At 70.2% G+C, this 19,534-nt stretch carries 23 protein-coding genes; 7 read left to right on the plus strand and 16 right to left on the minus strand.

All coding sequences use genetic code 11. The features are described from left to right. Positions 1–105: 105 nt before the first annotated feature. The 8 genes from ABZ452_RS21025 to ABZ452_RS21060 all read right to left on the minus strand — a co-directional run bounded on the left by ABZ452_RS21025 (position 106) and on the right by ABZ452_RS21060 (position 6,977). Entirely contained in the window at positions 106–795 is a 690-nt protein-coding gene (locus ABZ452_RS21025; protein ID WP_357945381.1) for a DUF305 domain-containing protein, read from the minus strand. Positions 796–868: 73 nt separating this feature from the next. Further along, the gene (locus ABZ452_RS21030) at positions 869–1,264 is read right to left on the minus strand and encodes a DUF6153 family protein (protein ID WP_357945385.1); all 396 of its coding nucleotides are present in this window, start codon (positions 1,262–1,264) and stop codon (positions 869–871) included. 74 nt (positions 1,265–1,338) lie between these two features. Beyond that, positions 1,339–1,791 carry a DUF2752 domain-containing protein gene (locus ABZ452_RS21035; RefSeq protein WP_357945387.1) on the minus strand — a complete coding sequence of 151 codons (453 nt, stop codon included), beginning with the start codon at positions 1,789–1,791 and terminating at the stop codon, positions 1,339–1,341. A gap of 282 nt (positions 1,792–2,073) precedes the next feature. Then, the gene (locus ABZ452_RS21040) at positions 2,074–3,015 is read right to left on the minus strand and encodes an NlpC/P60 family protein (protein ID WP_357945840.1); all 942 of its coding nucleotides are present in this window, start codon (positions 3,013–3,015) and stop codon (positions 2,074–2,076) included. Positions 3,016–3,383: 368 nt separating this feature from the next. Next, positions 3,384–4,115 (minus strand): polysaccharide deacetylase family protein, encoded by a 732-nt coding sequence (locus ABZ452_RS21045; RefSeq protein WP_357945390.1) that lies wholly within the window; start codon positions 4,113–4,115, stop codon positions 3,384–3,386. Next, positions 4,112–5,230: a glycosyltransferase gene (locus ABZ452_RS21050; protein ID WP_357945393.1), complete on the minus strand. Its 1,119-nt coding sequence runs from the start codon at positions 5,228–5,230 to the stop codon at positions 4,112–4,114. The genes ABZ452_RS21045 and ABZ452_RS21050 overlap by 4 nt, the downstream gene beginning before the upstream one ends. Further along, the gene (locus ABZ452_RS21055) at positions 5,224–6,045 is read right to left on the minus strand and encodes a hypothetical protein (RefSeq protein WP_357945395.1); all 822 of its coding nucleotides are present in this window, start codon (positions 6,043–6,045) and stop codon (positions 5,224–5,226) included. Before ABZ452_RS21055 ends, ABZ452_RS21050 begins: the two co-directional genes overlap by 7 nt. Positions 6,046–6,287: 242 nt before the next feature. After that, the gene (locus tag ABZ452_RS21060) at positions 6,288–6,977 is read right to left on the minus strand and encodes a response regulator transcription factor (protein WP_357945398.1); all 690 of its coding nucleotides are present in this window, start codon (positions 6,975–6,977) and stop codon (positions 6,288–6,290) included. A 106-nt stretch (positions 6,978–7,083) separates the two neighbouring features. On the opposite strand from ABZ452_RS21060, the gene ABZ452_RS21065 reads away from it, so the two are divergent. Then, positions 7,084–8,499, plus strand: coding sequence for a HAMP domain-containing sensor histidine kinase (locus ABZ452_RS21065; RefSeq protein WP_357945401.1), 1,416 nt, complete (start codon positions 7,084–7,086; stop codon positions 8,497–8,499). Between the two features lie 36 nt (positions 8,500–8,535). Further along, positions 8,536–9,195 (plus strand): DedA family protein, encoded by a 660-nt coding sequence (locus ABZ452_RS21070; protein WP_357945403.1) that lies wholly within the window; start codon positions 8,536–8,538, stop codon positions 9,193–9,195. A gap of 96 nt (positions 9,196–9,291) precedes the next feature. Here ABZ452_RS21070 and ABZ452_RS21075 read toward each other — a convergent pair whose 3' ends face one another. The 4 genes from ABZ452_RS21075 to efeU all read right to left on the minus strand — a co-directional run bounded on the left by ABZ452_RS21075 (position 9,292) and on the right by efeU (position 12,394). Next, complete coding sequence (locus ABZ452_RS21075; protein ID WP_357945406.1) at positions 9,292–10,182, minus strand: M56 family metallopeptidase; 891 nt, start codon at positions 10,180–10,182, stop codon at positions 9,292–9,294. Continuing rightward, complete coding sequence (locus tag ABZ452_RS21080; RefSeq protein WP_357945408.1) at positions 10,179–10,565, minus strand: BlaI/MecI/CopY family transcriptional regulator; 387 nt, start codon at positions 10,563–10,565, stop codon at positions 10,179–10,181. Before ABZ452_RS21080 ends, ABZ452_RS21075 begins: the two co-directional genes overlap by 4 nt. Positions 10,566–11,312: 747 nt before the next feature. Next, positions 11,313–11,483 carry a hypothetical protein gene (locus ABZ452_RS21085; RefSeq protein WP_357945411.1) on the minus strand — a complete coding sequence of 57 codons (171 nt, stop codon included), beginning with the start codon at positions 11,481–11,483 and terminating at the stop codon, positions 11,313–11,315. A 26-nt stretch (positions 11,484–11,509) separates the two neighbouring features. Further along, positions 11,510–12,394, minus strand: coding sequence for an iron uptake transporter permease EfeU (efeU, locus tag ABZ452_RS21090; protein ID WP_357945414.1), 885 nt, complete (start codon positions 12,392–12,394; stop codon positions 11,510–11,512). Between the two features lie 203 nt (positions 12,395–12,597). On the opposite strand from efeU, the gene ABZ452_RS21095 reads away from it, so the two are divergent. Next, positions 12,598–12,810, plus strand: a complete 213-nt coding sequence (locus ABZ452_RS21095; protein ID WP_357945417.1) for a hypothetical protein — start codon at positions 12,598–12,600, stop codon at positions 12,808–12,810. Positions 12,811–12,814: 4 nt separating this feature from the next. Further along, on the plus strand, positions 12,815–13,351 hold the full coding sequence (locus tag ABZ452_RS21100; protein WP_357945419.1) for a phosphatase PAP2 family protein: 537 nt from the start codon (positions 12,815–12,817) through the stop codon (positions 13,349–13,351). 30 nt (positions 13,352–13,381) lie between these two features. Here ABZ452_RS21100 and ABZ452_RS21105 read toward each other — a convergent pair whose 3' ends face one another. Further along, the gene (locus ABZ452_RS21105; protein ID WP_357945421.1) at positions 13,382–13,597 is read right to left on the minus strand and encodes a hypothetical protein; all 216 of its coding nucleotides are present in this window, start codon (positions 13,595–13,597) and stop codon (positions 13,382–13,384) included. After that, on the minus strand, positions 13,585–13,731 hold the full coding sequence (locus ABZ452_RS21110; RefSeq protein ID WP_357945423.1) for a hypothetical protein: 147 nt from the start codon (positions 13,729–13,731) through the stop codon (positions 13,585–13,587). The genes ABZ452_RS21105 and ABZ452_RS21110 overlap by 13 nt, the downstream gene beginning before the upstream one ends. Positions 13,732–14,071: 340 nt before the next feature. Here ABZ452_RS21110 and ABZ452_RS21115 point away from each other — a divergent pair, with 340 nt between their 5' ends. Next, entirely contained in the window at positions 14,072–15,532 is a 1,461-nt protein-coding gene (locus ABZ452_RS21115; protein ID WP_357945426.1) for an SDR family NAD(P)-dependent oxidoreductase, read from the plus strand. Positions 15,533–15,725: 193 nt separating this feature from the next. On the opposite strand, the gene ABZ452_RS21120 is transcribed toward ABZ452_RS21115, so the two are convergent. Next, positions 15,726–16,769: a hypothetical protein gene (locus ABZ452_RS21120; protein WP_357945429.1), complete on the minus strand. Its 1,044-nt coding sequence runs from the start codon at positions 16,767–16,769 to the stop codon at positions 15,726–15,728. 40 nt (positions 16,770–16,809) lie between these two features. Then, positions 16,810–17,532 carry an ABC transporter ATP-binding protein gene (locus ABZ452_RS21125; RefSeq protein ID WP_357945432.1) on the minus strand — a complete coding sequence of 241 codons (723 nt, stop codon included), beginning with the start codon at positions 17,530–17,532 and terminating at the stop codon, positions 16,810–16,812. A gap of 86 nt (positions 17,533–17,618) precedes the next feature. On the opposite strand from ABZ452_RS21125, the gene ABZ452_RS21130 reads away from it, so the two are divergent. Together ABZ452_RS21130 and ABZ452_RS21135 are read left to right on the plus strand one after the other, a co-directional pair. Further along, positions 17,619–18,278, plus strand: coding sequence for a response regulator transcription factor (locus ABZ452_RS21130; protein ID WP_357945436.1), 660 nt, complete (start codon positions 17,619–17,621; stop codon positions 18,276–18,278). Next, positions 18,265–19,332, plus strand: a complete 1,068-nt coding sequence (locus tag ABZ452_RS21135) for a HAMP domain-containing sensor histidine kinase (RefSeq protein ID WP_357945438.1) — start codon at positions 18,265–18,267, stop codon at positions 19,330–19,332. Before ABZ452_RS21130 ends, ABZ452_RS21135 begins: the two co-directional genes overlap by 14 nt. Positions 19,333–19,534 lie beyond the last annotated feature (202 nt).

Below are 19,534 nucleotides of genomic sequence, written 5' to 3' on the forward strand. Positions count from 1 at the left end.
GGCGGGCCCAGCTTCACTGCCCCGGCCCCCCCCTTTGGGGGGGGGGACCGCTGCTTGGGGGGCGGGGGGGGGGCCCCCCAAAGGTCGCCCCCGGCCGCAGACGCGCTACAGGCGGTCGAGGATCTTCTGCAGGGTCTGTACCTCCGCGGCCTGATCCGCGGCGATCTTGGCAGCGAGCGCTTTGGCCTCGGGGTTGCTGCCGTCGGCCTGCTCGGTCTTGGCCATCTCGATGGCGCCGTTGTGGTGGGCGATCATCATCTCGGCGAACTTCTTGTCGAAGTCGGTGCCGTTGGCCGCGGTCAGGTCCGCCATCTCCTGCTCGGACATCATGCCGGGCATGTCTGAGTTCATGCCCGGCATGTCATGACCGGGTGAGGCCGACATCCCGGGCATGTTGTGCCCGGGGGTCGAGCTCGTGGCGGGCATGCGGTGGTTGCCGGGGAGCTCGGTGGGCTCTCCCCACGCCGCCAACCAGCCCTTCATGGTGGTGATCTCCGGGTCCTGGGCCGCCTTGATCTTGGCAGCCAGTTCCTTCAGTTCGGTGTCGCTCGCCCGGGTCGGGGCCAGGTCGGCCATCTCGACCGCCTGCTGGTGGTGCGGGATCATCATCTGGGCGAACATCACGTCCGCGTCGTTGAAGGTGGCGTTGGTCGACGACGAGGTGCTCGTCGACGGGTTGCTGTTGCCGTGCCGCATGCCGGCCGTGTCGTCACCGCCGCCGCAGGCTGCGGTGACGAGCAGAGCGGACAGGGCGGCGCCCGCGAGGGCGCTGCGGCGCAGGATGGTTCGCTTCATCGGGTACGTAGTCCTTGTCGCTGGATTTGCGGGAAAGGTCGTCGGATCCGGGCAGTCCGGAGTCGCGCGCTTCCTATGTCCGCATGACCGACACGGCGGTCAGATGTAGCCCGATGGGGCGGGGCGGGGCTCGACGCCTCCCTGCCGCCCATGATCGTGGGCGGGCCGGCACGCCGAGATCCCATCGGCGCTGCCGCAGCAGAGACAGGGAGCTGAGGACGAGCACGCCGCCCAGCACAGCCAGGCACACGGTGAATGCGTGAAGGCCGTCGCTGTGGCCGTGCGAGCCATGGTGGCCCTTTGCTGCAGCCGGCATATTTTCGATCTTGTCGGCGGCGGCAGTCATATGCCCGGCGCCGGGGGATGCGAGGTCGGATGGGTGGCCGAAGGTGTGCATGCCGAACACGCCGAACGTCAGGGCGACGAGCAGCACCAGCCGCAGAAGCGTCCGCCTCGGTTCTTTCAGCATCCGACCTTTCATCCCATACCTAGATTAGTTGGACGCAAATGCGGTCGAGGGGGGTCAGGTTCACCCGCGTCGGATCAGGGGGTCAGGTTCGGGATGCCGAACCATGTGAACGGCGGCAACGGCAGATTGCGAAGGACCGTGCTGTAGAGCAGGAAGGCGACGCCGTAGGCCCAGTAGACGCGTGGCGACAGCCGTAGGGCGGGGAGCTCCCGCCCGAGCCAGGCGATGCCGGCCCAGCGGACGCCCGCGTAGAGGAGGAAGGGAACGGCTACGAGGGCGGCCAGGTGGTGGCGCGCCGCGTCAACGAGGTCCCCGTGCAGCAGGTAGAAGAACATGCGCGTTCCGCCGCAGGTAGGGCCGTTGATTCCTGTGAGCACATGCCACGGGCATGGGCCAGTGGGATCAGCGACCCGGTCGGTCGGATTGAAGCGGAGAACGAAAGCCGCCGCCGCACCGATGGCGCCCGCCACCGCCAGGGTCGCCGCACGCTGCGCCGCGCAATGCGGGTCCGCTGCCACCTGTCGCATCCCACCCCCTCGTGGCCAATAGCACGCGTGCCGAGACCTGCAGGCGTCACCTATCCCGACATGCTTCTACTAGGCCCGCATAGTAGATGGCGTGCCATGGGCGCCTGCCGAGGGGACCACGCACAAGGAGATCAGGACGCCTGGCAGGTCTGCCAGCAGGAAGACCTGGGTGACCGGGCTGGTCGCCGGTGTTGTCATGACCGCGACCCTCCCTGGCGGGCAGGGCGACGGTGCGGAGGCTCCCGCACCTCGGTGGCGGGAGCCTCCGTAACACACCGGCCGTCAGGTGACCCGGCGAAAGCCGGCGACGGGCATGTAGTTGATGCGGAGAACGTTGACCGGCTTGCCGGCCCGCGGTGCGTGCACCATCAGGTCGTTACCGAGGTAGAGCCCCATATGGTGCAGGTCACTGTAGAAGAAGATCAGGTCGCCGGGGCGGGCATCGGCCCGCGAGACCGGCCGTCCCTCGTTCCACTGTGCTCCAGTGAAGTGGGTGAGCGAGATGCCCGCAGCCTTGTAGGCGTACTGGGTGAGACCCGAACAGTCGAAGGAGTCCGGTCCATTGGCGCCCCAGACATACGGGTCTCCGACCTGCTGGCAGGCCACTCTGATCGCCGTCTGCGCGGCACTGCTGAGCACGCCGGAGATGGTGGGACAACCCGTCACCTTCACCGTCGTCTTGGGCAGCGAGGCGGTCAGGCGTTTGATCTCGACGTCGATCTGCTTCTTTCTGGCCGCCAGCTCGTCCCGCTGCTTGATCTCCGCGGCGATGAGCTCGTCCAGTTTCCGCTTCTGCGCGTTGTACCGGTCGCGGACAGCCAGCACCCCGGCGATCTCCTGGCGTTGCTGGGCCGCGAGCCGGTCGAGGATCACCAGCTGCTCGGCGAGGGTCCCGGGCTTGGTGCTCACCAGCAGGGCGCCAATCTCCTGCGAGGGGCCCTGCATGTAGTGCCGCGCGGCGATAGCGCCCACCCGGTTCATCGCCAGCGCGGACTCCAGCTCCAGCGGCGCCATCTTCTTCTCAAGGTCCGCCGACTTCTTCTGGTTGGTCTTCAGCTGGGCCCGGACCTTGTTGTAGCCCTCGATAGTGGGCTCGAGCTGCTCCCACTTCTTGTCGATCTGCGCCTCGATCTCGTCCGCCGACGGCGCCGCGTGCGCGGGGGCCGCCAGCGATCCGACCCCGACCGCGACGGCCGCGACGACGCTGAGTAGACGATGTATCATCCGACGCCCACCGACCGACTGTGCGGGTGAGCGACACGGGACCTGATGGTGGAGGGGCATGGATGCCACCAGCGCGAACTCCTTCTACCGTGACGTGGAGCAGGGCGGACGTTGTGGCGTTCGCTGCGGCGAGCGCCTCCCGCATCCTTCCCTACTATCACTGGATAGTAGAAGAGGGCTGTCGTGGCAGATCAACCGACGCACCTTCAGACGTCGGAGAGGGAACCGCTGAGCTACGTAGCGTGACTGTTTCCACTACCGGCTGACCACGTGCCAGAACGGTGGCGGTGAGGACCCGGATGATCCACTGCCGGTGGCGGGGGTGCCGCTTGGTGTGATCGCGAAGACGCAAAGGGCAGCTGAGGCGCTCAGCGGACGATTCCATGCTCGCCGAGCGGGCCGACGTCGAGACCGCGCGCACGGCAGGTGGTCAGGATCGCGGGCAGCGCCCCGACGGTGGCCTGCCACGAGCGGGGGGCGGCACAGTGGTCGCTGTCATGCAGCAGGACTGTGGCGCCGCCTGTGAGTCCGCGCCGGACCGTCCGGACGACTGAGTCGGGGGTGGCCTGCGGTGTCCAGTCGCGGCCCCAGCAACTCCACAGCACAGGGGTGAGGCCCAGGCGTCGGGCGGCCCTGATCGCAGCGGTGCTGGCGAGTCCGTAGGGCGGCCGCCACCAACGCGGCGTCACCCCGGTCAGCTCCGTGAGGACGGCCGTGGCGCGGGTCAGGTCGGCGTGGGTTTCGGCGGGGCGGCGCGTGAGCAGGAGACGGTGCGCGTACCCGTGCACGGCGATCTCGTGTCCGGCGGCCGCGATGGCTTCGGTGATTGACGGATGCTGTTCGGCCATTTCACCGAGAAGGAAAAACGTCGCTCGTATCCCGGCCTTGTTGAGTAGCCGTAGCAGTTCGGGGGTTGCCTGCGGGTGCGGGCCGTCGTCGAAGGTGAGGGCTACGTGTGCAGGGTCGCCGATGCCCGCGGTGGCGGGCAGCAGGCGCCGGCGCAGCGGCCCGACGGCGCCCAGCGCCGGCCCGGCATGGGCAATTGCCAGTCCTGTGGCGGCCACCGCGAGCAACCGGGCCGCGGTACTGGCGACCCTCACGGCGCCATGCTCGGGGTGGCGGCCGGGGCGACGATCCCGGCGAGTCCGGCGATTACCTCGGCCGCATCGGCGCTCGCCGTGGCGGTGGCCAGCGCTGCCTGCTGCCGGAGGATGGCGCTGCCGTCCAGGGCCAGGCTCAGCTCCGCGGCGAGTTCGTGGGGTGTGTGCGGCCAGGGCGACAGGTTCGCCGTCGCGAGCACGGCAGCGTTGGCGGCGCCGTGCCCGGGAAGGCAGCGGTAGCTGATCAGTGGTACGCCGCTGGCCATCGCCTCCACGCTCGACAGCCCACCGGCGTTGTGCACGACCACATCGGCGGCGCGCAGCAGCTCCGGCATGGTGTCGATCCAGCCCAGCGCGATCGCGTCGCCCGATCGGCTGAGCCGACGACGCAGGAGGTCGTTGTGTCCGCACACCACGACCGGAACCGCATTGCGGCTGGCGAGGATGTCCCGCGCGGTCGGCTCGACATCGCCGACCCCCCAGGAACCGGCGACGACCGCCGCGAGTCGCTCGTCTGCCGGCAGCCCGAGCTGGCGGCGGGCTGCCGCTTTCTCGGCACGGCGGCGGATCGGCCGAAACGCCGGGTCGACGATCGGGGAGACCGCCACCGCCGCGAAGCCGAGCCGGCGTACCTGCGCGGCGATCGGGAGCCCCGGTGCCAGGTGCACGTCGATGCCCGGAGCTACGCACAGGGGGTGCACGGACGGGTCGGTCATTACCGCGGCCGTGGGTGCGGTGATCCGGCCGCAGCGGCGGAGTCGTCCGAGGACCTGAGTGGCCAGCGGGTAGGTGGAGACGACCGCAGCCGCGGCTGGGTCGATCGCAGCCAGCATCCGCGTTGCGGCGGCACCGGTCGCCAGCGCGGCGGCTTGCGCCGACATTCTGGGACCGGCCGTGGCACGCAACAGCCACCCCCAGGTCGCCGGTGCGGTGCGCAGCTGCCGGGCGTAGGTGCTGCGCAGCGCGCTGCCGAGGCCGGGCGGGAGCAGGTCGAGAAAGTCGTGCCGGAGCACCGGGAACCCCAGGCTGGTCAGCCGGCGGCAGATCTCTCTGGCTGAGCCGTCGTGCCCGGCGCCGATGCTGGCCGAGATGACCACGACCGGCCGGGTCACCACGACCGGGTCCGAACACGGATCGTCCGCGTGCCCAGTGCCGGCTGGTCGCGCTTGGAGACGCTGAGGTACACGACGACGGTGAGGATCGTGAGGAGGAAGACGAGGCTGGTCACGACGGTACCGAAGTTGAAGCCGCCCTCGTCGTGAGGTTGGGCGAGCAGGTCACCCAGCGAGGCGCCGAGCGGTCGGGTCAGGACGTAGGCGATCCAGAACGCGACGACGGCACCGAGCCCGATGAACCGGTGCGCGGTCCAGACGGCGGCGATCAGGGCGGCGAAGATGGCGGCGGCGACGGCGTATCCGAGCCCCAGCGCCTCGGCGGCGAGGTCTCCTGCGGCGGTGCCCAGGGCGAAGGTGAACAGAATGGCGAGCCAGTAGAACGCCTCTCGGCGTGGCGTGTCGATCGTGTGGATCGAGAGGGTCTTCTCGGCCGCGTACCAGACGGCGAAGGTGGCGCCCAGCAGCACGGCGAAGACGACGGTGGTGACCTCGAGCGGTACGCCGAGGTTGTCGACGAGGTTGTCGGTGATCAGGGTGCCCACGATGCTGATCAGCACCACGACGAGCCAGTACAACGCGGGAAGATAGCGGACGGCGCGGAATTGTAGGAGGAGGACGATCGTGAGCAGGACACTCATCACCGCGGTGGTCAGTGTCAGGCCGAGTCCGGCAGTGACGTTCAGGAAGTCGGCGAAGGTCTCGCCGACGGTGGTCGCCAGGATCTTGATGATCCAGAAGAAGACGGTGACTTCCGGGACCTTGCTCAGGAAGCGACGGGACGCCCGGTCGACATCAGGCTGCGCGATGTAGGTCATGGCGGCAGGCTGACAGCGGCGTGCTGAGAAAGCGCTGAACACCGTTCAGCAGGAAGTTCAGGAAAATCTCAGGCTCCGGCCGACTCCTCGCGCCATATTCGCCGCCTTCGCTCCACGTCGACGCCTGCTTGGACCGCGCACGACCGGCGGCCGCCGACGCGCCGCGGCCCTGACTGCCAGCTGCGACGGCCCCGCTGTCAGACCTGGCCGGTCACACGATGAGTGGACGGGGCAGGTGTCCTTCACGCCCCGCCCTCGGTGGCCAGGCGGTAACCCATCCCCCGGACGGTCTCGATCGCAACCCGGTCGAACGGATGGTCAATCTTCTTGCGCAGGTAGCCGATGTACACCTCGACGATGTTGGGGTCACCGTTGAAGTGGGCGTCCCAGACGTTCTCGATGATCTCGGTCTTGGTCACGACGTGGCCGCGGTGGCGCAGCAGGAACTCCAACAGCGCGAATTCGCGCGGGGTCAGCGCGATCGGGGTGTCCCCGCGGGCGACGCTGCGTTCGGCGGGGTCGAGGCTCAGGTCGCCCGCGGTCAGCACCGCGGGGCGTTCCGGAGCGCCGCGGCGGATCAGGGCGCGCAGGTGGGCGATCAGGACGACGAAGGAGAACGGCTTGGTCAGGTAGTCGTCCGCGCCGAGATCGAGGGCGTCAGCGTGGTCGTACTCGCCGTCCTTGGCGGTCAGCATCAGCACCGGGGTCCAGATGCCGCCTCCGCGCAATTGCCGGCACACCTCGTAGCCGCTGAGCCTGGGCAGCATGATGTCCATCACGATGGCGTCGTACGCGCCGTGTGGCGCCTCGGTGGCCGTCCACAGGCCCTCGACCCCGTCGTGGACGAGGTCGACGGTGAACCCCTCCGGGGCGAGCCCGTCACGAATCGTCTCTGCCAGCCTCACCTCGTCCTCGACGACGAGCACCCGCATTCGCAACCTCCCCGCTTGTTCGACCTAGATTGCCCTAGTCCGCTGAGAAAGCGCTGAACCGTAACCTTCAGCGTGTCCTCAGCGGGTCGCGGTTAGCGTGACGGCCATGCGAGCACTCCATCTCGTGCGGCGGCTGAGGCTGAGGTTGGCACGGCGCCTGGGTGTACGGCTGCGCTCCGCGCTCGCGGCGGGACTCGTCGTCGCCGCCGCGTCGGTGCTGGCAGGCGGCGTGCTGCTCGTCACCGCCCGCGGCATCCTGCTCGACAACCTGACCACATCTGCGAACGATCGGGTCACGCAGGTGACGGCAGCGCTGACCGGTGGCGACCCTGCCGCGCTCACCGCGGCGCTGCGGCCGTTGGCCCCGCAACGGTCCGTCGTCCAGGTGCTGGACCCGGCCGGTCGGGTCGTCGCGGCGTCGAACGCGGTCTCCACCGTGTCGCCGGTTTCCGCCCTGCGGCCGGCGGTCGGGCAGCGTGAGTGGGAGACCCGGCGGCTCGATGTTGAGCACGATGCGCCGTTTCGGATCGTGGCGACCGGGGTGAGCACCCCGGCGGGCCCCCGGACCGTGCTGGTGGCGGAGTCGATGGACACGGTCGACGACGGCACCGAGGCGATCATCGCGGCGCTGCTGGTCGGGCTGCCACTGCTCGCGGTCGTGGTGGGCGTCGCGACGTTCCTGTTCGTCGGCCGCACCCTGCACCCGGTCGAGGCGATGCGACTGCAGGCGGCCACGATCACCGCGCGTAACCTGCACACCCGGCTGCCCGTGCCGACGGCAGACGACGAGATCGCGGCGCTCGCGGCGACCATGAACACGATGCTCGACCGGATCGAGGCCGCCTCGGCGGCGCAGCGCCGGTTCGTCGCCGACGCCAGCCACGAGCTACGCAGCCCGCTGGCGACGATCCACGCCAACGCCGATCTGCTCGACGCGGCGGGGCTGGCCGAGATCCCAGCTCGCTCGGTGCGCCGCATCCACGCCGAGAGCGCTCGGATGGCGCGGCTCGTCGACGACCTGTTGCTGCTCGCCAGGGTCGGCGACCAGGCCGTGCGGCTGCGCCGCGACGAGGTCGACCTCGATGATCTGGTCTACGCCGAGCGGGAACGGGTCGTCACCGAGCATCCGAGTCTGCGCATCGAGGGCGGCGTCGAGCCGGTGCGGGTAATCGGGGATCCGGATCAGTTGCACCGGGCGCTACGCAACCTGGTCGACAACGCCGTGCGGCACGCCCGTCACGCCGTCGTCGTCAGCGTCACCGCCGTCGACACGCACGCCGAGGTGGTCGTCGGCAACGACGGGCCCGCCATCGCGGCCAGCGACCGGGAACGCGTCTTCGACCGTTTCGTGCGCCTCGACGACAGCCGGTCCCGGCAGGGCGGCGGAGCTGGGCTGGGGCTCCCGATCGCCCGCGACATCGTCGTCGCGCACGGCGGGACCGTGACCGTGGACACGCTGACCGACGGTGCTGCGCTGCGGGTCCGGCTGCCGATTCCCAACCCTGAAACCTACAGTGTGTAGGTTTAACGGCACGCCGTCGAGGAGAAGGTCGTGTAGATGCTGGCCGCACCGAACACCCTTGCGCTAGGCCCGTCGTTCCTGGACCCGGAGTGGCTCATCTCCACGTTCGGGCTGATCGGCATTCTGGCCATCGTCTTCGCCGAGTCCGGGTTGCTTATCGGCTTCTTCCTGCCCGGTGACTCGTTGCTGTTCACCGCCGGCCTGCTCGTGGCCGACGGCACCTACCTGCACCAGCCGCTGTGGCTGATGTGCCTGCTGGTGTCGATCGCGGCGGTCGCGGGTGATCAGTTCGGCTACCTCTTCGGCCGACGCCTCGGCCCCGCGCTGTTCCGGCGACCCGACTCTCGATTGTTCAAGCAGGAGAACCTGACCAAGGCCCAGGACTTCTTCGGCAAGTACGGCGCCCGCTCGATCGTGCTGGCCCGGTTCGTGCCGATCGTGCGGACGTTCACGCCGATCGTGGCCGGCGCTAGCCACATGCACTACCACACGTTCCTGATCTACAACGTTCTCGGCGGCACCCTGTGGGGATGCGGCGTCACCACTCTCGGTTATTTCCTGGGCCAGGTGACGTTCGTCAAGAACAACATCGAGTTCATCCTGATCGGCATCGTGGTTGTCTCGGTGGTTCCGATCGGCGTCGAGCTGCTGCGCGCACGCCTGCGTGGTCGTCGCTCCCAGGCAGGGTCGCGCTGACGCGCGATGGACGCGAGCCGTTCGGCGTGAGACTGAGATGTCCTGGCTCCCGACCGGTGCCGCCGACGTCTGACCGCAGTGCCCGCCGTACTCAGGTCAGAGCCAGGCGCGGGCCAGGGACACGAACTCGACGGTCGCCGCGGTGACTGTAGTCAGAAAGCCAGCGCCGAGCAGCGCCGGGCCGATCAGTCGCCGTCGCCGCGGTGTGGGAGCGGGCTCGGTGAGTGCCCGCACCCGGTGCAGCGCGGCGCCGCCGTTGATTGCGAGTGCGGCGGCCGGCCCAGACCCGACGGTGGCCAGGGAGGCACGGGCTACGGCTTGGGCTGTCAGGTCGCGGTCGTTGACGGCCGTGGCGGCGTCCTCGTCGGCCCACCGCTCGACCAGATACGCGACGGTGTCACGAACCGGCACGAGCAGCGGGTTCAGTGCGGCCGCGCCCGCGGTGACAGCCACGAGGCGGTGGTGACGGTGCACCAGGTGGGCCTGCTCGTGGGCGATGACCACCCGGCGTTCGTCGGCGTCGAGCAGCCGCAACATACCGGTGGTGACAAGCAGGTGACCGTCGCGACCGCGCCGGCCGGGGACGGCGACGGCCAGTGGCGCGGACCAGTCGGCGACGACCAAGCCGTGCTCGGTCGTGCCGGCCGCCCGCAACTGCCGGTGAGTGCCCAGTCGGCGGCGTAGATCGATCAGCAGTCGTACGCCGCCGAGGAGCAGGGCGAGTCCAGCGACGAGCGCGACCGGCCCCGGTACGGGCTCGGGCAGCTCCAGGGCCGGGTGCTCGTCCAGGGCGTCCAACGGCGGCAGGTCGTCCAACATGGTCAGCGCGAGCATCGTCAGCGACCAGGTGGACGAGGCGGCCGCAGCGGCCGCGATTGCGGTCAGCACGCGAGCGGCGGGACCGGGTCCACCGCGTTCGGCGATCCGGGGCGCCAGCCAGGCAAGCACCAGAGCCAGCAGGAGGGGCAGGTAGACCGTGACCGTCATGAACGTCGCCTGCGCCGGGCGGCGTCCAGGAGGTCTCGCAGGGCGACGGCGTCGGTCTCCTCGAGTGAGGCCGCGAACTGCTGGAGCACGGCCTGGCGGTCGGGGCGGCCGGCCAGCGCCGCGCGCATCTGCGAGGCGGCTGCTGTGGCGGCGTCCTCGACCGGCCAGTAGAGGTGCCCGCGGCCGGCTCGGCGTCGCGCGACGAGACCCTTGTCGCGCAGCCGAATCATGATCGTCTGAACGGTGTTGTACGCGAGGTCGCCACCGATCGCGGCCTGCACCTCGGTCGCCGTCATCGGCTCGGCGCGGGCCCACAACACACCCATGACCTCGGCTTCGAGGGTGCCCGGCGGCCGCCGCCCGCCCTTCATCGTCACAGTCACCGACCTCCGCCGCCAGGATAGCCCGACACCTCCTCAGCGACCGCCAGGGCGAGATCAGCGACCTACAGTTGTGAGAGCTAGTCTCGTCGTGACCCTGCCCCCGTGGCCTCGTCCTCCCGCCGGGAGCTGTGCCGCTGTTCTGCTCGTCCGTCCGTCCGACGGCGGCGTTCGTGCTGCTCCCTGTGCTGGTGGCCGGTCAGGCCGCACCGGTCTCGCGTCTCGACGCCTGGGTCAACAGGCAGCGTGTGCCGTGGCGGTGGCCCAGCCCTTTCTGGTGAGCCAGCATGGCTGCTGTCACGGTGACCGGCAGTACCGGGGTGCTGGGCCCCCTGACCGCCCTGGGCTGCGTGATCCTGCTGATGTTCGGCCGGTGGCGCCGGGCCGTCTTCGCCGCGGTCGCGATGACCGCCACGGTGTGCCTGGGGCTGGTCGTGCTCGCTGTCGTTGCCCGGGCCCGTCCCGTCGATCAACTCGCCTCGGCGTCGAAGTACTCGTTTCCGTCCGGGCACAGCACGGCCTGCGCGCTGCCGCGCTGGTCCTGGTCGTCGTGTGCTGGCCACTGCTGCGGCACCGGTGGGAGCCGGTTCCTACTGGCAGTCGCCGCTGACGGTGGGCGCTCAGCGGCGGGGTCAGCCGGGTCGCGCTCGTGGTGCACTGGCCCAGCGACATCATCGACGCCTGGTTGCTCTGCTCGTCACGGTCCCCGCCACGGCGGTGGTACTGCGGGCGGCGCTCGGTCGCAGCGAGCTAACGGTCACCGCTGGCTGACTGCGCGGCAAGCCGGCTGACCGGCTCGGCCAGACCGTTGATCGCGTCGGAGAGCTCATGCACCTGCGCCGGAGTCAATCGCTGGTGGTCCAGGTACCGGCCGGCGGGGCCACGATGATGCGCCACGGGGGCGTCGATGGCGGCGGCCATCAGCGCCGCGGCAGCCCGAGCGACCCTTACGCCCCCGCCTCGGCGCGCGCGGCTTGTTGCTCCTGCTCCGGCGGCGCTGCCGGGCGGGCCGGGCGGGCCGGGCGGGCCGGGCGGAAGAACGCCAGGAGGACGACGGCGGAGTACCCGATCCAGGTGAAAATCTCCAGTACGGTGGCGCTCGGCGTGAGGTTGACTGTGGCGGCGAGCAGAGTGGCGTACCAGGAAGCCGGTTCGACCGTGTGGGAGATGTCGTAGGCCAGGTTCCCGGCACCCGGCAGCGCGCCCGCAGCCTGGAATCCGTGCACCGCGTACTTGGCGATGCCTGCGGCGACCAGGATCAGCAGCACACCCGTCCAGGTGAACAGCCGACCGAGGTTGACCCGTGCGACGGCCCTGTTCATCAGCCAACCAAGCAGCACCGCGGACAGCACGCCGGCGATCATGCCGAGCAGAGGGGCGATGGTCTGCGCGGCGGCTTGGGCGGCGGAGAAGACCAGCAGCACCATCTCGACGCCCTCGCGGATGACCGCGACGAAGGCGAGCAGGGCTATCGCCGTCGGGCCCATGCCGAGCGCCGCGGTGAGCCTGCCGGTCAGCTCGGCCTTCAGGCTACGGGCGCTGCGCCGCATCCAGAAGATCATCCACGTGACCATCGCCACGGCGACCAGCGAGGTCACCGCCTCGAACAGCTCCAGCCGTACGCCGCCAAGCAGCGACGTGGCGACGTAGGTGAGCACCGCGCCGAGGATGCCGGCGACCAGCACGGCCAGCCCCACGCCCCACCACAGCGGCGTCCGGCCATCACGGCGTGAGGAGCGGGCCAGGACGGTGAGCAGGATCGCCACAACGAGCGCCGCTTCCAGGCCGTCGCGCAGCCCGATGAGATAGCTGGCGAAGAAGACCGTGGCCACTCGCACCCCTCAGATTGGTTAGCCTTACCTACCTGGGCCAACCTCCTACAGACTGTGGGAGTTGTCAAGTTGGCCTGCTTGAATGCTGAAGTGGATCAGGGTGCGGTGCTGGTCGGGCTGTTGTTCGCAGTCCTCGGACGCCGCCCTCGAGATCGGCCGGCCGGCGCGGGCAGACGCCGGCGCCCGCCGTGGATCAGACTCGCATGGTCGGCCTGGTCACGCTTCCCGGCGCCTTCGAGGGCATGCTGCGGGGCGGCTCACCCGTTCAAGCCGGAACTGGACGTGGTCCCGGTGGCGCTGCTGGCCGTCGAGGCGATCGCCGTCGCCGTGACCATTGTCTAACGGCTGCTACGCCACCGGACTCCGCAAGCACGACCCGTTTTCAGCGATTTCTTATCACCAGGTCGGCAGGATGAATGCGTGAACTATCGATTGTTTGAGCTGATCAACGGCCTGGCCGGACGGATCGACGGCGTCGATGACGTGATGGAGTTCGCCGCGACCTGGCTGGTGTACCTGCTATTCGCGGCCGCCGCTGTCCCGGTTGCGGTGGCGCTGCACCGCCGACGGATACGTCCGGTGCTCGAACTCGGTGTCGCCCTGGTCCTCGCGTTCGCTGCGGCTACCGTCCTGGCGCACCTGAACGGCCAGCTGCGCCCGTTCCAGAGCCATCAGGTCCACCAACTGATCCCCCACGAGCCGGGGGTGTCACTGCCCAGCGACCACGCCACCGCGGCGTTCACGTTGGCCTTCGGCGTCTACGCCTTCCTGAGCCACCGGTGGGGCGTCATCCTGGCCATCACAGCGCTGGCCGTCGGCATCGCACGGGTCTGGGTTGGCGTGCACTATCCAGGCGACATCCTTGCCGCGACAGCCATCGCCGGCCTCGCCGTCGCGGCAGTCGCAGTCGCACGCCACCAGCAACGCACCCGCACCCGCTCCGCTCGACCGCGCTGAGGCTCTGTGAATTGGGCGTCGGCGATGAGCTCACCGGGCTGGCCCGGCTGCTGAGCTGTTCCAACCGGCCGGTCCCGCGCGCCCGGCGGTCGCCGTAGGGTGACCGCCGGGTCGGCCCGTCCCGGGGAGGACCAGCCGAAGGGCGCGGGCACGCCGCTCAGCTCTTCTGCGTACCGTTCGCGCCAGGTGCACGTGTGCCCCGGCCCGGCTGCCGCCCGGCAAGATGAGACTGCTCAGCTCGGGCAACTCACGTCATGCTCGTCGATGCTCCGCTCGGCCCAATTGACAACCTCCCGCGACAGACGCGGAATGGCCGCCTCTGCCGCGCCGCGACAGGGCGCCATCAGATCAGGGCCCATGACGAACAGGTCGAACTGCACCTCGGCGATCGCGGCGGGTCGTCTGCGACGGGCTCAAGGGCCTCCCGAGCTAGCGGCGGACATGTGGCCGTAGACGATCATTCAGACCCGCATCATCGTTGGGCGGGGCGACACCGCCATCCGCCGGCAGACGTGACCGACCTTCCGCGCCGACGTCCGGACGATCGTGAGAACACTCGCTGGGAGCAGGCGCCTCAGCGCGGGTGTGACCTCGACGTCGGCGACGGCTCCGACCGCGACGCGGGGTGCATCGGAGGCCCTGCGGTGCGTACAGTTCCGGGTCGGACTTGGGGTGGGCCGGGCAGATCCGGCGCAGGAAACGGGATGAGACAGCGACGGCATGGCGGCGAACAATGTTACCGAAACCGGTCAATTCGGCATCGATCGGAGCCTGCTGGAGACCTGTCTCAGCGTCTTTGAGGCGTTGGAGGACCTGCCTCCCGATCACCCCGACGTGGTGCGGGTGCAGCGGGCCACCGCGAAGTTCTACAAGGTGATCAAGCAGCGGCGACGCGAGGAACGGCGGGACGCCATCGCGGCGGCGGACCGCGCGGTGACGGAGGCCACCGCCACCGGTGCCCCGGGCCGGATCGACGACGAGACCCAGGGCATCCCGCTCGCCTCCCCCACCGTCGGTGCCACGGCCGGCTTCCTGCACAACCCGCGCGGCTGCTACGTCTGCAAGCAGCGCTACCGCGAGGTGGACGCCTTCTACCATCAGCTCTGCCCGCCCTGCGCCGCGCTCAACCGGGAGCGCCGGAACGCCCGCACCGACCTGACCGGCCGGCGCGCGCTGCTCACCGGCGGCCGGGCGAAGATCGGCATGTACATCGCGCTGCGGCTGCTGCGCGACGGCGCGCACACCACGGTGACCACGCGGTTTCCCCACGACGCGGTCCGCCGATTCGCCGCGATGCCGGACAGCGGGGCCTGGCTGCACCGCCTGCGGATCGTCGGGATCGACCTACGCGACCCCGCCCAGGTGATCGCCCTCGCCGACTCGGTCAGCGCCCAGGGACCACTCGACATCCTGATCAACAACGCGGCGCAGACCGTCCGCCGCACGCCCGGGGCGTACGCGCAGCTCGTCGCCGCGGAGGCGGCGGCCCTGCCGGACGGCCCGCTGCCGGAGCTGATCACGTTCGCCAAGCCGGCCGGCCGGGGCGAGCCGACGGGCAGCCTGACTGCATCGCCGACGTCGGCCACGGTCACCCCGCAGGCGCTCACCGCGTTGGCGCTGACCAGCGGCTCCGCTTCGCCGGAACGGATCGCGGCAGCCACCGCCATCGACGCCGGCGGTCTGGTGCCAGACCTCGACCCGGTAAACAGCTGGGTGCAGCGGGTGCACGAGGTGGACCCGGTCGAGCTGCTCGAAGTGCAGCTGTGCAACGTGACCGCGCCGTTCGTGCTGGTCAGCCGGCTGCGACCGGCGATGGCCGCAGCGACCGCCCGCCGTAAGTACGTGGTGAACGTGTCGGCGATGGAGGGCCAGTTCGCCCGCGGCTACAAGGGGCCGGGGCACCCGCACACCAACATGGCCAAGGCCGCGCTGAACATGCTGACCCGGACCAGCGCCCAGGAGATGCTGGCCGACGGCATCCTCATGACCAGCGTCGACACCGGCTGGATCACCGACGAGCGGCCCCACCCGACGAAGATGCGGCTGGCGGACGAGGGCTTCCACGCCCCGCTGGACCTGGTCGACGGCGCGGCCCGGGTGTACGACCCGATCGTCCGCGGCGAACAGGGCGAAGACCTTCACGGCTGCTTCCTGAAGGACTACGCGCCCTGCGCTTGGTGATCAGCGCGCCCGCCACGCCGTCGGCCGCCCGGGCTCAGGCGGACACGGTCAGCACCGTCGCCCCGTCCACCGCAGGCCCAAGCTGCGGTGACTCGTACAGTTGGGCGTCCAACGCGTTCAACATCGGCGACGTGGCTCGGTGCGCCCCGCACCTCCAGTCGGGTATGGGCCCGGCCCGGCATCGGTCCGCCCGTCAGCCCTGGAAACGACGGAGGCGGTAGTACGTATAGCCGAAGAGGAGGGTCGCACCGAACCCGAACAGTGCCAATTCCCACCACTGGAGCGTCCAGTAGCGGTCGCCGGGTTGATAGGTGACGAACTCGTGGTAGTCCTGGCCGATCCGGACGATGCAGTCGTGCATCTGCTGCCGGGCGGCTTCCGGAGCTGGGCCGGCCGGACCACCGGGCCCTTGGCCGAGCGCCGGGCAGGTCGCTCGCAGCACCTGGTCGGTGAGCGGCTCTGCGGCGGCGTCAACGATGCGGACCGACTGGATCCAGGCGTTCGGGATGTCCGGCGTGGCCGGTTGCAGTGTGCTCGGTCCGATGCCAAGCAGGATGTTGCCGCCCGAGCCGTACCCGGTGGTGTCGGGGTCGAGCGGCATGGACACCACCCGCGGAGTGGCCGCGAGCGGCCGGATCCACTCGGTCACCAAAATCCGGACTGTCAGCAGGCCGGCCAGGGTCAGGGCCATGGCCGGCAGCGTCCGGCGAGTGAGCAGGCCCGTGGTCACGCCGAACGCCAAAGCGAACAGCGCGTACCCGATGGGCACGATGTCGCGCTGGTCGAAGGTGCCGTAGACGGCCGCCGCCGCGTGGTCCAGCGGTGCGGCCCACCACGTGATGAGTGCGCTGAGCAGCGCGGTCGTCACGACGGTCGCGGTGCCGGCGACCGTCAGCTTTACCGTCAGCCAGTGGCTGCGGCTGATGCTCTGCGCCCAGACCAGTCGATGGGTGCCGGCCTCGAGCTCCCGGGCGATCAGCGGTGCACCCCAGAACGCGCCGATCAGTCCGGGCGCCACGATCACGACGAGACCGAAGGCAGTTCGCGTGGCGGTGTTGTCGAGTGCGAACGTGGTGAGGGCGGGGCAGTGGGGGTCCGATCCGCAGGCGCGCTGCGCGGCTGCGGCGGCGTCGACCAGATGCGGCCGGGTCGCCAGCACCACCGCGGCGACCGCGACGAGGCCGACCGCGGCGGTCCAGGCCGAGGTCCGGAACTGACGGAGCGCGAGCCGGATCATGCGACCTCCCCGGTCGTCGTGGCGGTGGTGGTCGGCCGGCTCATCGGCCGTGCCTCTCGTCGGCGGCGCGGCCGAGTTCGTCCAGGACCGTGCGTTCCAGTTCGGCGGGGGTGCTGCCCAGGTCCGCGATCGGCGCGGCGAGCCGAATCCGGCCCCCGGCAACGAGCACCACGTGGGTACAGGTGTGGGCCAGATCGGCGACCAGGTGCGTGGAGAGCACCACTGCGGTGCCGGTGGCCGCCGCGGCCGTCACCGTCTCGTCCAGGAACGCGCGGCGCGCGAGCGGATCAAGGCTGGCCACCGGTTCATCGAGGACCAGCAGATCGGGGCGTTTCGAAAGGGCGAGCGTGAGCGCCAACTGGGCCCGCTGGCCGCCAGAGAGCCGGCCGGCCTTCTGCTGGGGCGACAGTGTCAGCCGTTCCATCCGCTCCTTCGCCGCGGCTGCGTCCCAGCGGTGCGGGTTGAGCCCCGCACCCAGGCTCAGGTGTTCTGCGACGGTCAGGCCGGCGTACGTCGGGGCGTCCTGCGCGACGAACCCGACCCGACCGGACCGCACCGCCGCGTCAGGGGTGCCGTCGAGCACCCGGACGGCACCCGCCGTCGGGGATAGCAGGCCCACGATCAGCTGCAGCAGGGTGGTTTTGCCGGCACCGTTCGGTCCGACCAAGCCGACGATCGCGCCCTCGGGCACGGTCAGTGTGCAGTCGCGTAGCGCCCACCGTCGCCGGTACCTCTTGGCGAGCGCCTCGGTCTCCAGGATCATGCGCCGATTTCACCCCGGCACCGGTGACAACCCAGTCACAAGCGGCCGTCACCGTACTGTCACCAGCGGGCTGGCATGCTGGGCCGATGCGGGTGCTAGTCGTCGAGGATCACGAGCTGCTCGCCCGGACGATCGGCGCCGGGCTGCGCCGCGAAGGAATGGCCGTGGACGTCGTCACCGACGGAGGCCAGGCACTGGAACGCATGGACCTCACGCCGTACGACGTGCTGGTGCTCGACCGCGACCTGCCGACCGTCTCCGGCGACGACGTGTGCCGGCGCGCCGGCGAGCTCGGCCTGCCCGCCAGAGTCCTCATGCTCACCGCCGCGGCCACGCTCGCCGAGCGGGTACACGGTCTCGATCTCGGTGCCGACGACTACCTGACCAAGCCGTTCGACTTCCCCGAACTGGTCGCCCGGGTCCGGGCGCTCGGCCGCCGATCCGGCCCGCCCGTGCCACCGGTGCTGCGCTCCGCCGACGTGGAACTGGACCCGGCCCGCCGGACCGTCACCCGCGCGGGGCGGCCGGTGGCCCTCAGCCCGAAGGAGTTCGCGGTGCTGGCGCACCTGCTGGCCCGCCCCGGCCAGGTGGTGTCCGCGGAGGATCTGCTCGACCACGTCTGGGACGAGGCCACCAACCCGTTCACCACCACGGTCAAGACCACGCTCGGCCGGCTCCGGGCCAAGCTCGGCGATCCGCCGATCATCGCGACGGTTCGCGAGGGCGGGTACCGTGCCGGCGGCTGAACGGCCGCGCCTGCGTACCCGGCTCGCGGTTCTGTACGCCGCGGCGGCGGTCGTGCTGGGCGCCGTACCGGTGGCTGCCGTCGGCCTCGGCGCGTGGACCGGTGGGTCCACCCAGACGGTCGGTGCCGTAGCCGGCGGAGGCACTGTGAGCAACACCGGGCCGGTGCTGGCGGCTGTCGTCGTGGGATTGATCGTGGTAGCGCTCGTGGCAGCTCCGATCGGGTGGGTGCTGGCCGGGCGGGCGGTGCGACCGCTGCGGGAGCTCAGGTCCGCAGCCGAGGGCGCCACCGCCGACCGGCTGCCCGAACACGGCGAACTTGGCCGGTACGAGGAGTTCGCCGACCTGTCAGCCACGCTGGCCGGGCTCTACACCCGGCTCGACGCCGCTTACGCCGCACAACGCCGCTTCATCGCCGACGCCTCGCACGAACTCCGGACCCCGCTGACCGTTCACCGGACGCTGATCCAGGTCGCACTCGCCGATCCGGACGCCGACACGACGTCGTTGCGCGTCTTGTGCGAGGAACTACTGCGCATCGGGGAGCAACAGGAACAGCTGGTCGCTGCCTTGCTGGCGCTTGCGCAGGGCCAGCAGGGACCCGAGGCCACCCAACCGGTCGACCTGGCCACACTCGCCGCCGAGGCGGTGACGGCACGCGGGTCCGCGGCCGCGAGCGTCACTATTCGCGCCGACATTCAGCCGGCCGTCGTGGCACGCTCCGATCCGACGCTACTCGCGAGCCTGGTCGGCAACCTGCTGGACAACGCGATCCACCACAACCTCGACGGCGGGCGGGTCGACATCGAGACGCACCGTCATGGGACGAGGGCGGTACTCGCCATCAGCAACACGGGTCCCATTGTGCCGGAGGACGCTGTCGACCGGATCATGCAGCCGTTCCAGCGCCTCACCGCGCCCCGTACGCACAGCGGGAGTAGCGGGCTGGGGTTGGCGATCGTGCATGCGATCGCCGACAGCCACGGGGCGGACCTGCGGGTGGTGTCGAACCCGGACGGCGGACTTACCGTCACGGTCGCCTTTGCCGCCCGATGACAGCGCTCTCGGAACCGGACCGCCAGGCCTGCACTCCCCGAGGACCATCCGGTTCGACCCCAAAGGAAAGTTGGACATATCGGTGGGCGGAGGTGCCACCAGGTGAACCAACCGGCGACCATCGCCGGTGACCCGTTGTCGCTGTGTTTGAGCAGGTCAGCCCAAGGACGCGGGACCGCAGCAGCCATTCCGGCGGCTGAGG

Source organism: Micromonospora sp. NPDC005707, assembly GCF_040631005.1.
Classification (GTDB): Bacteria; Actinomycetota; Actinomycetes; order Mycobacteriales; family Micromonosporaceae; genus Micromonospora.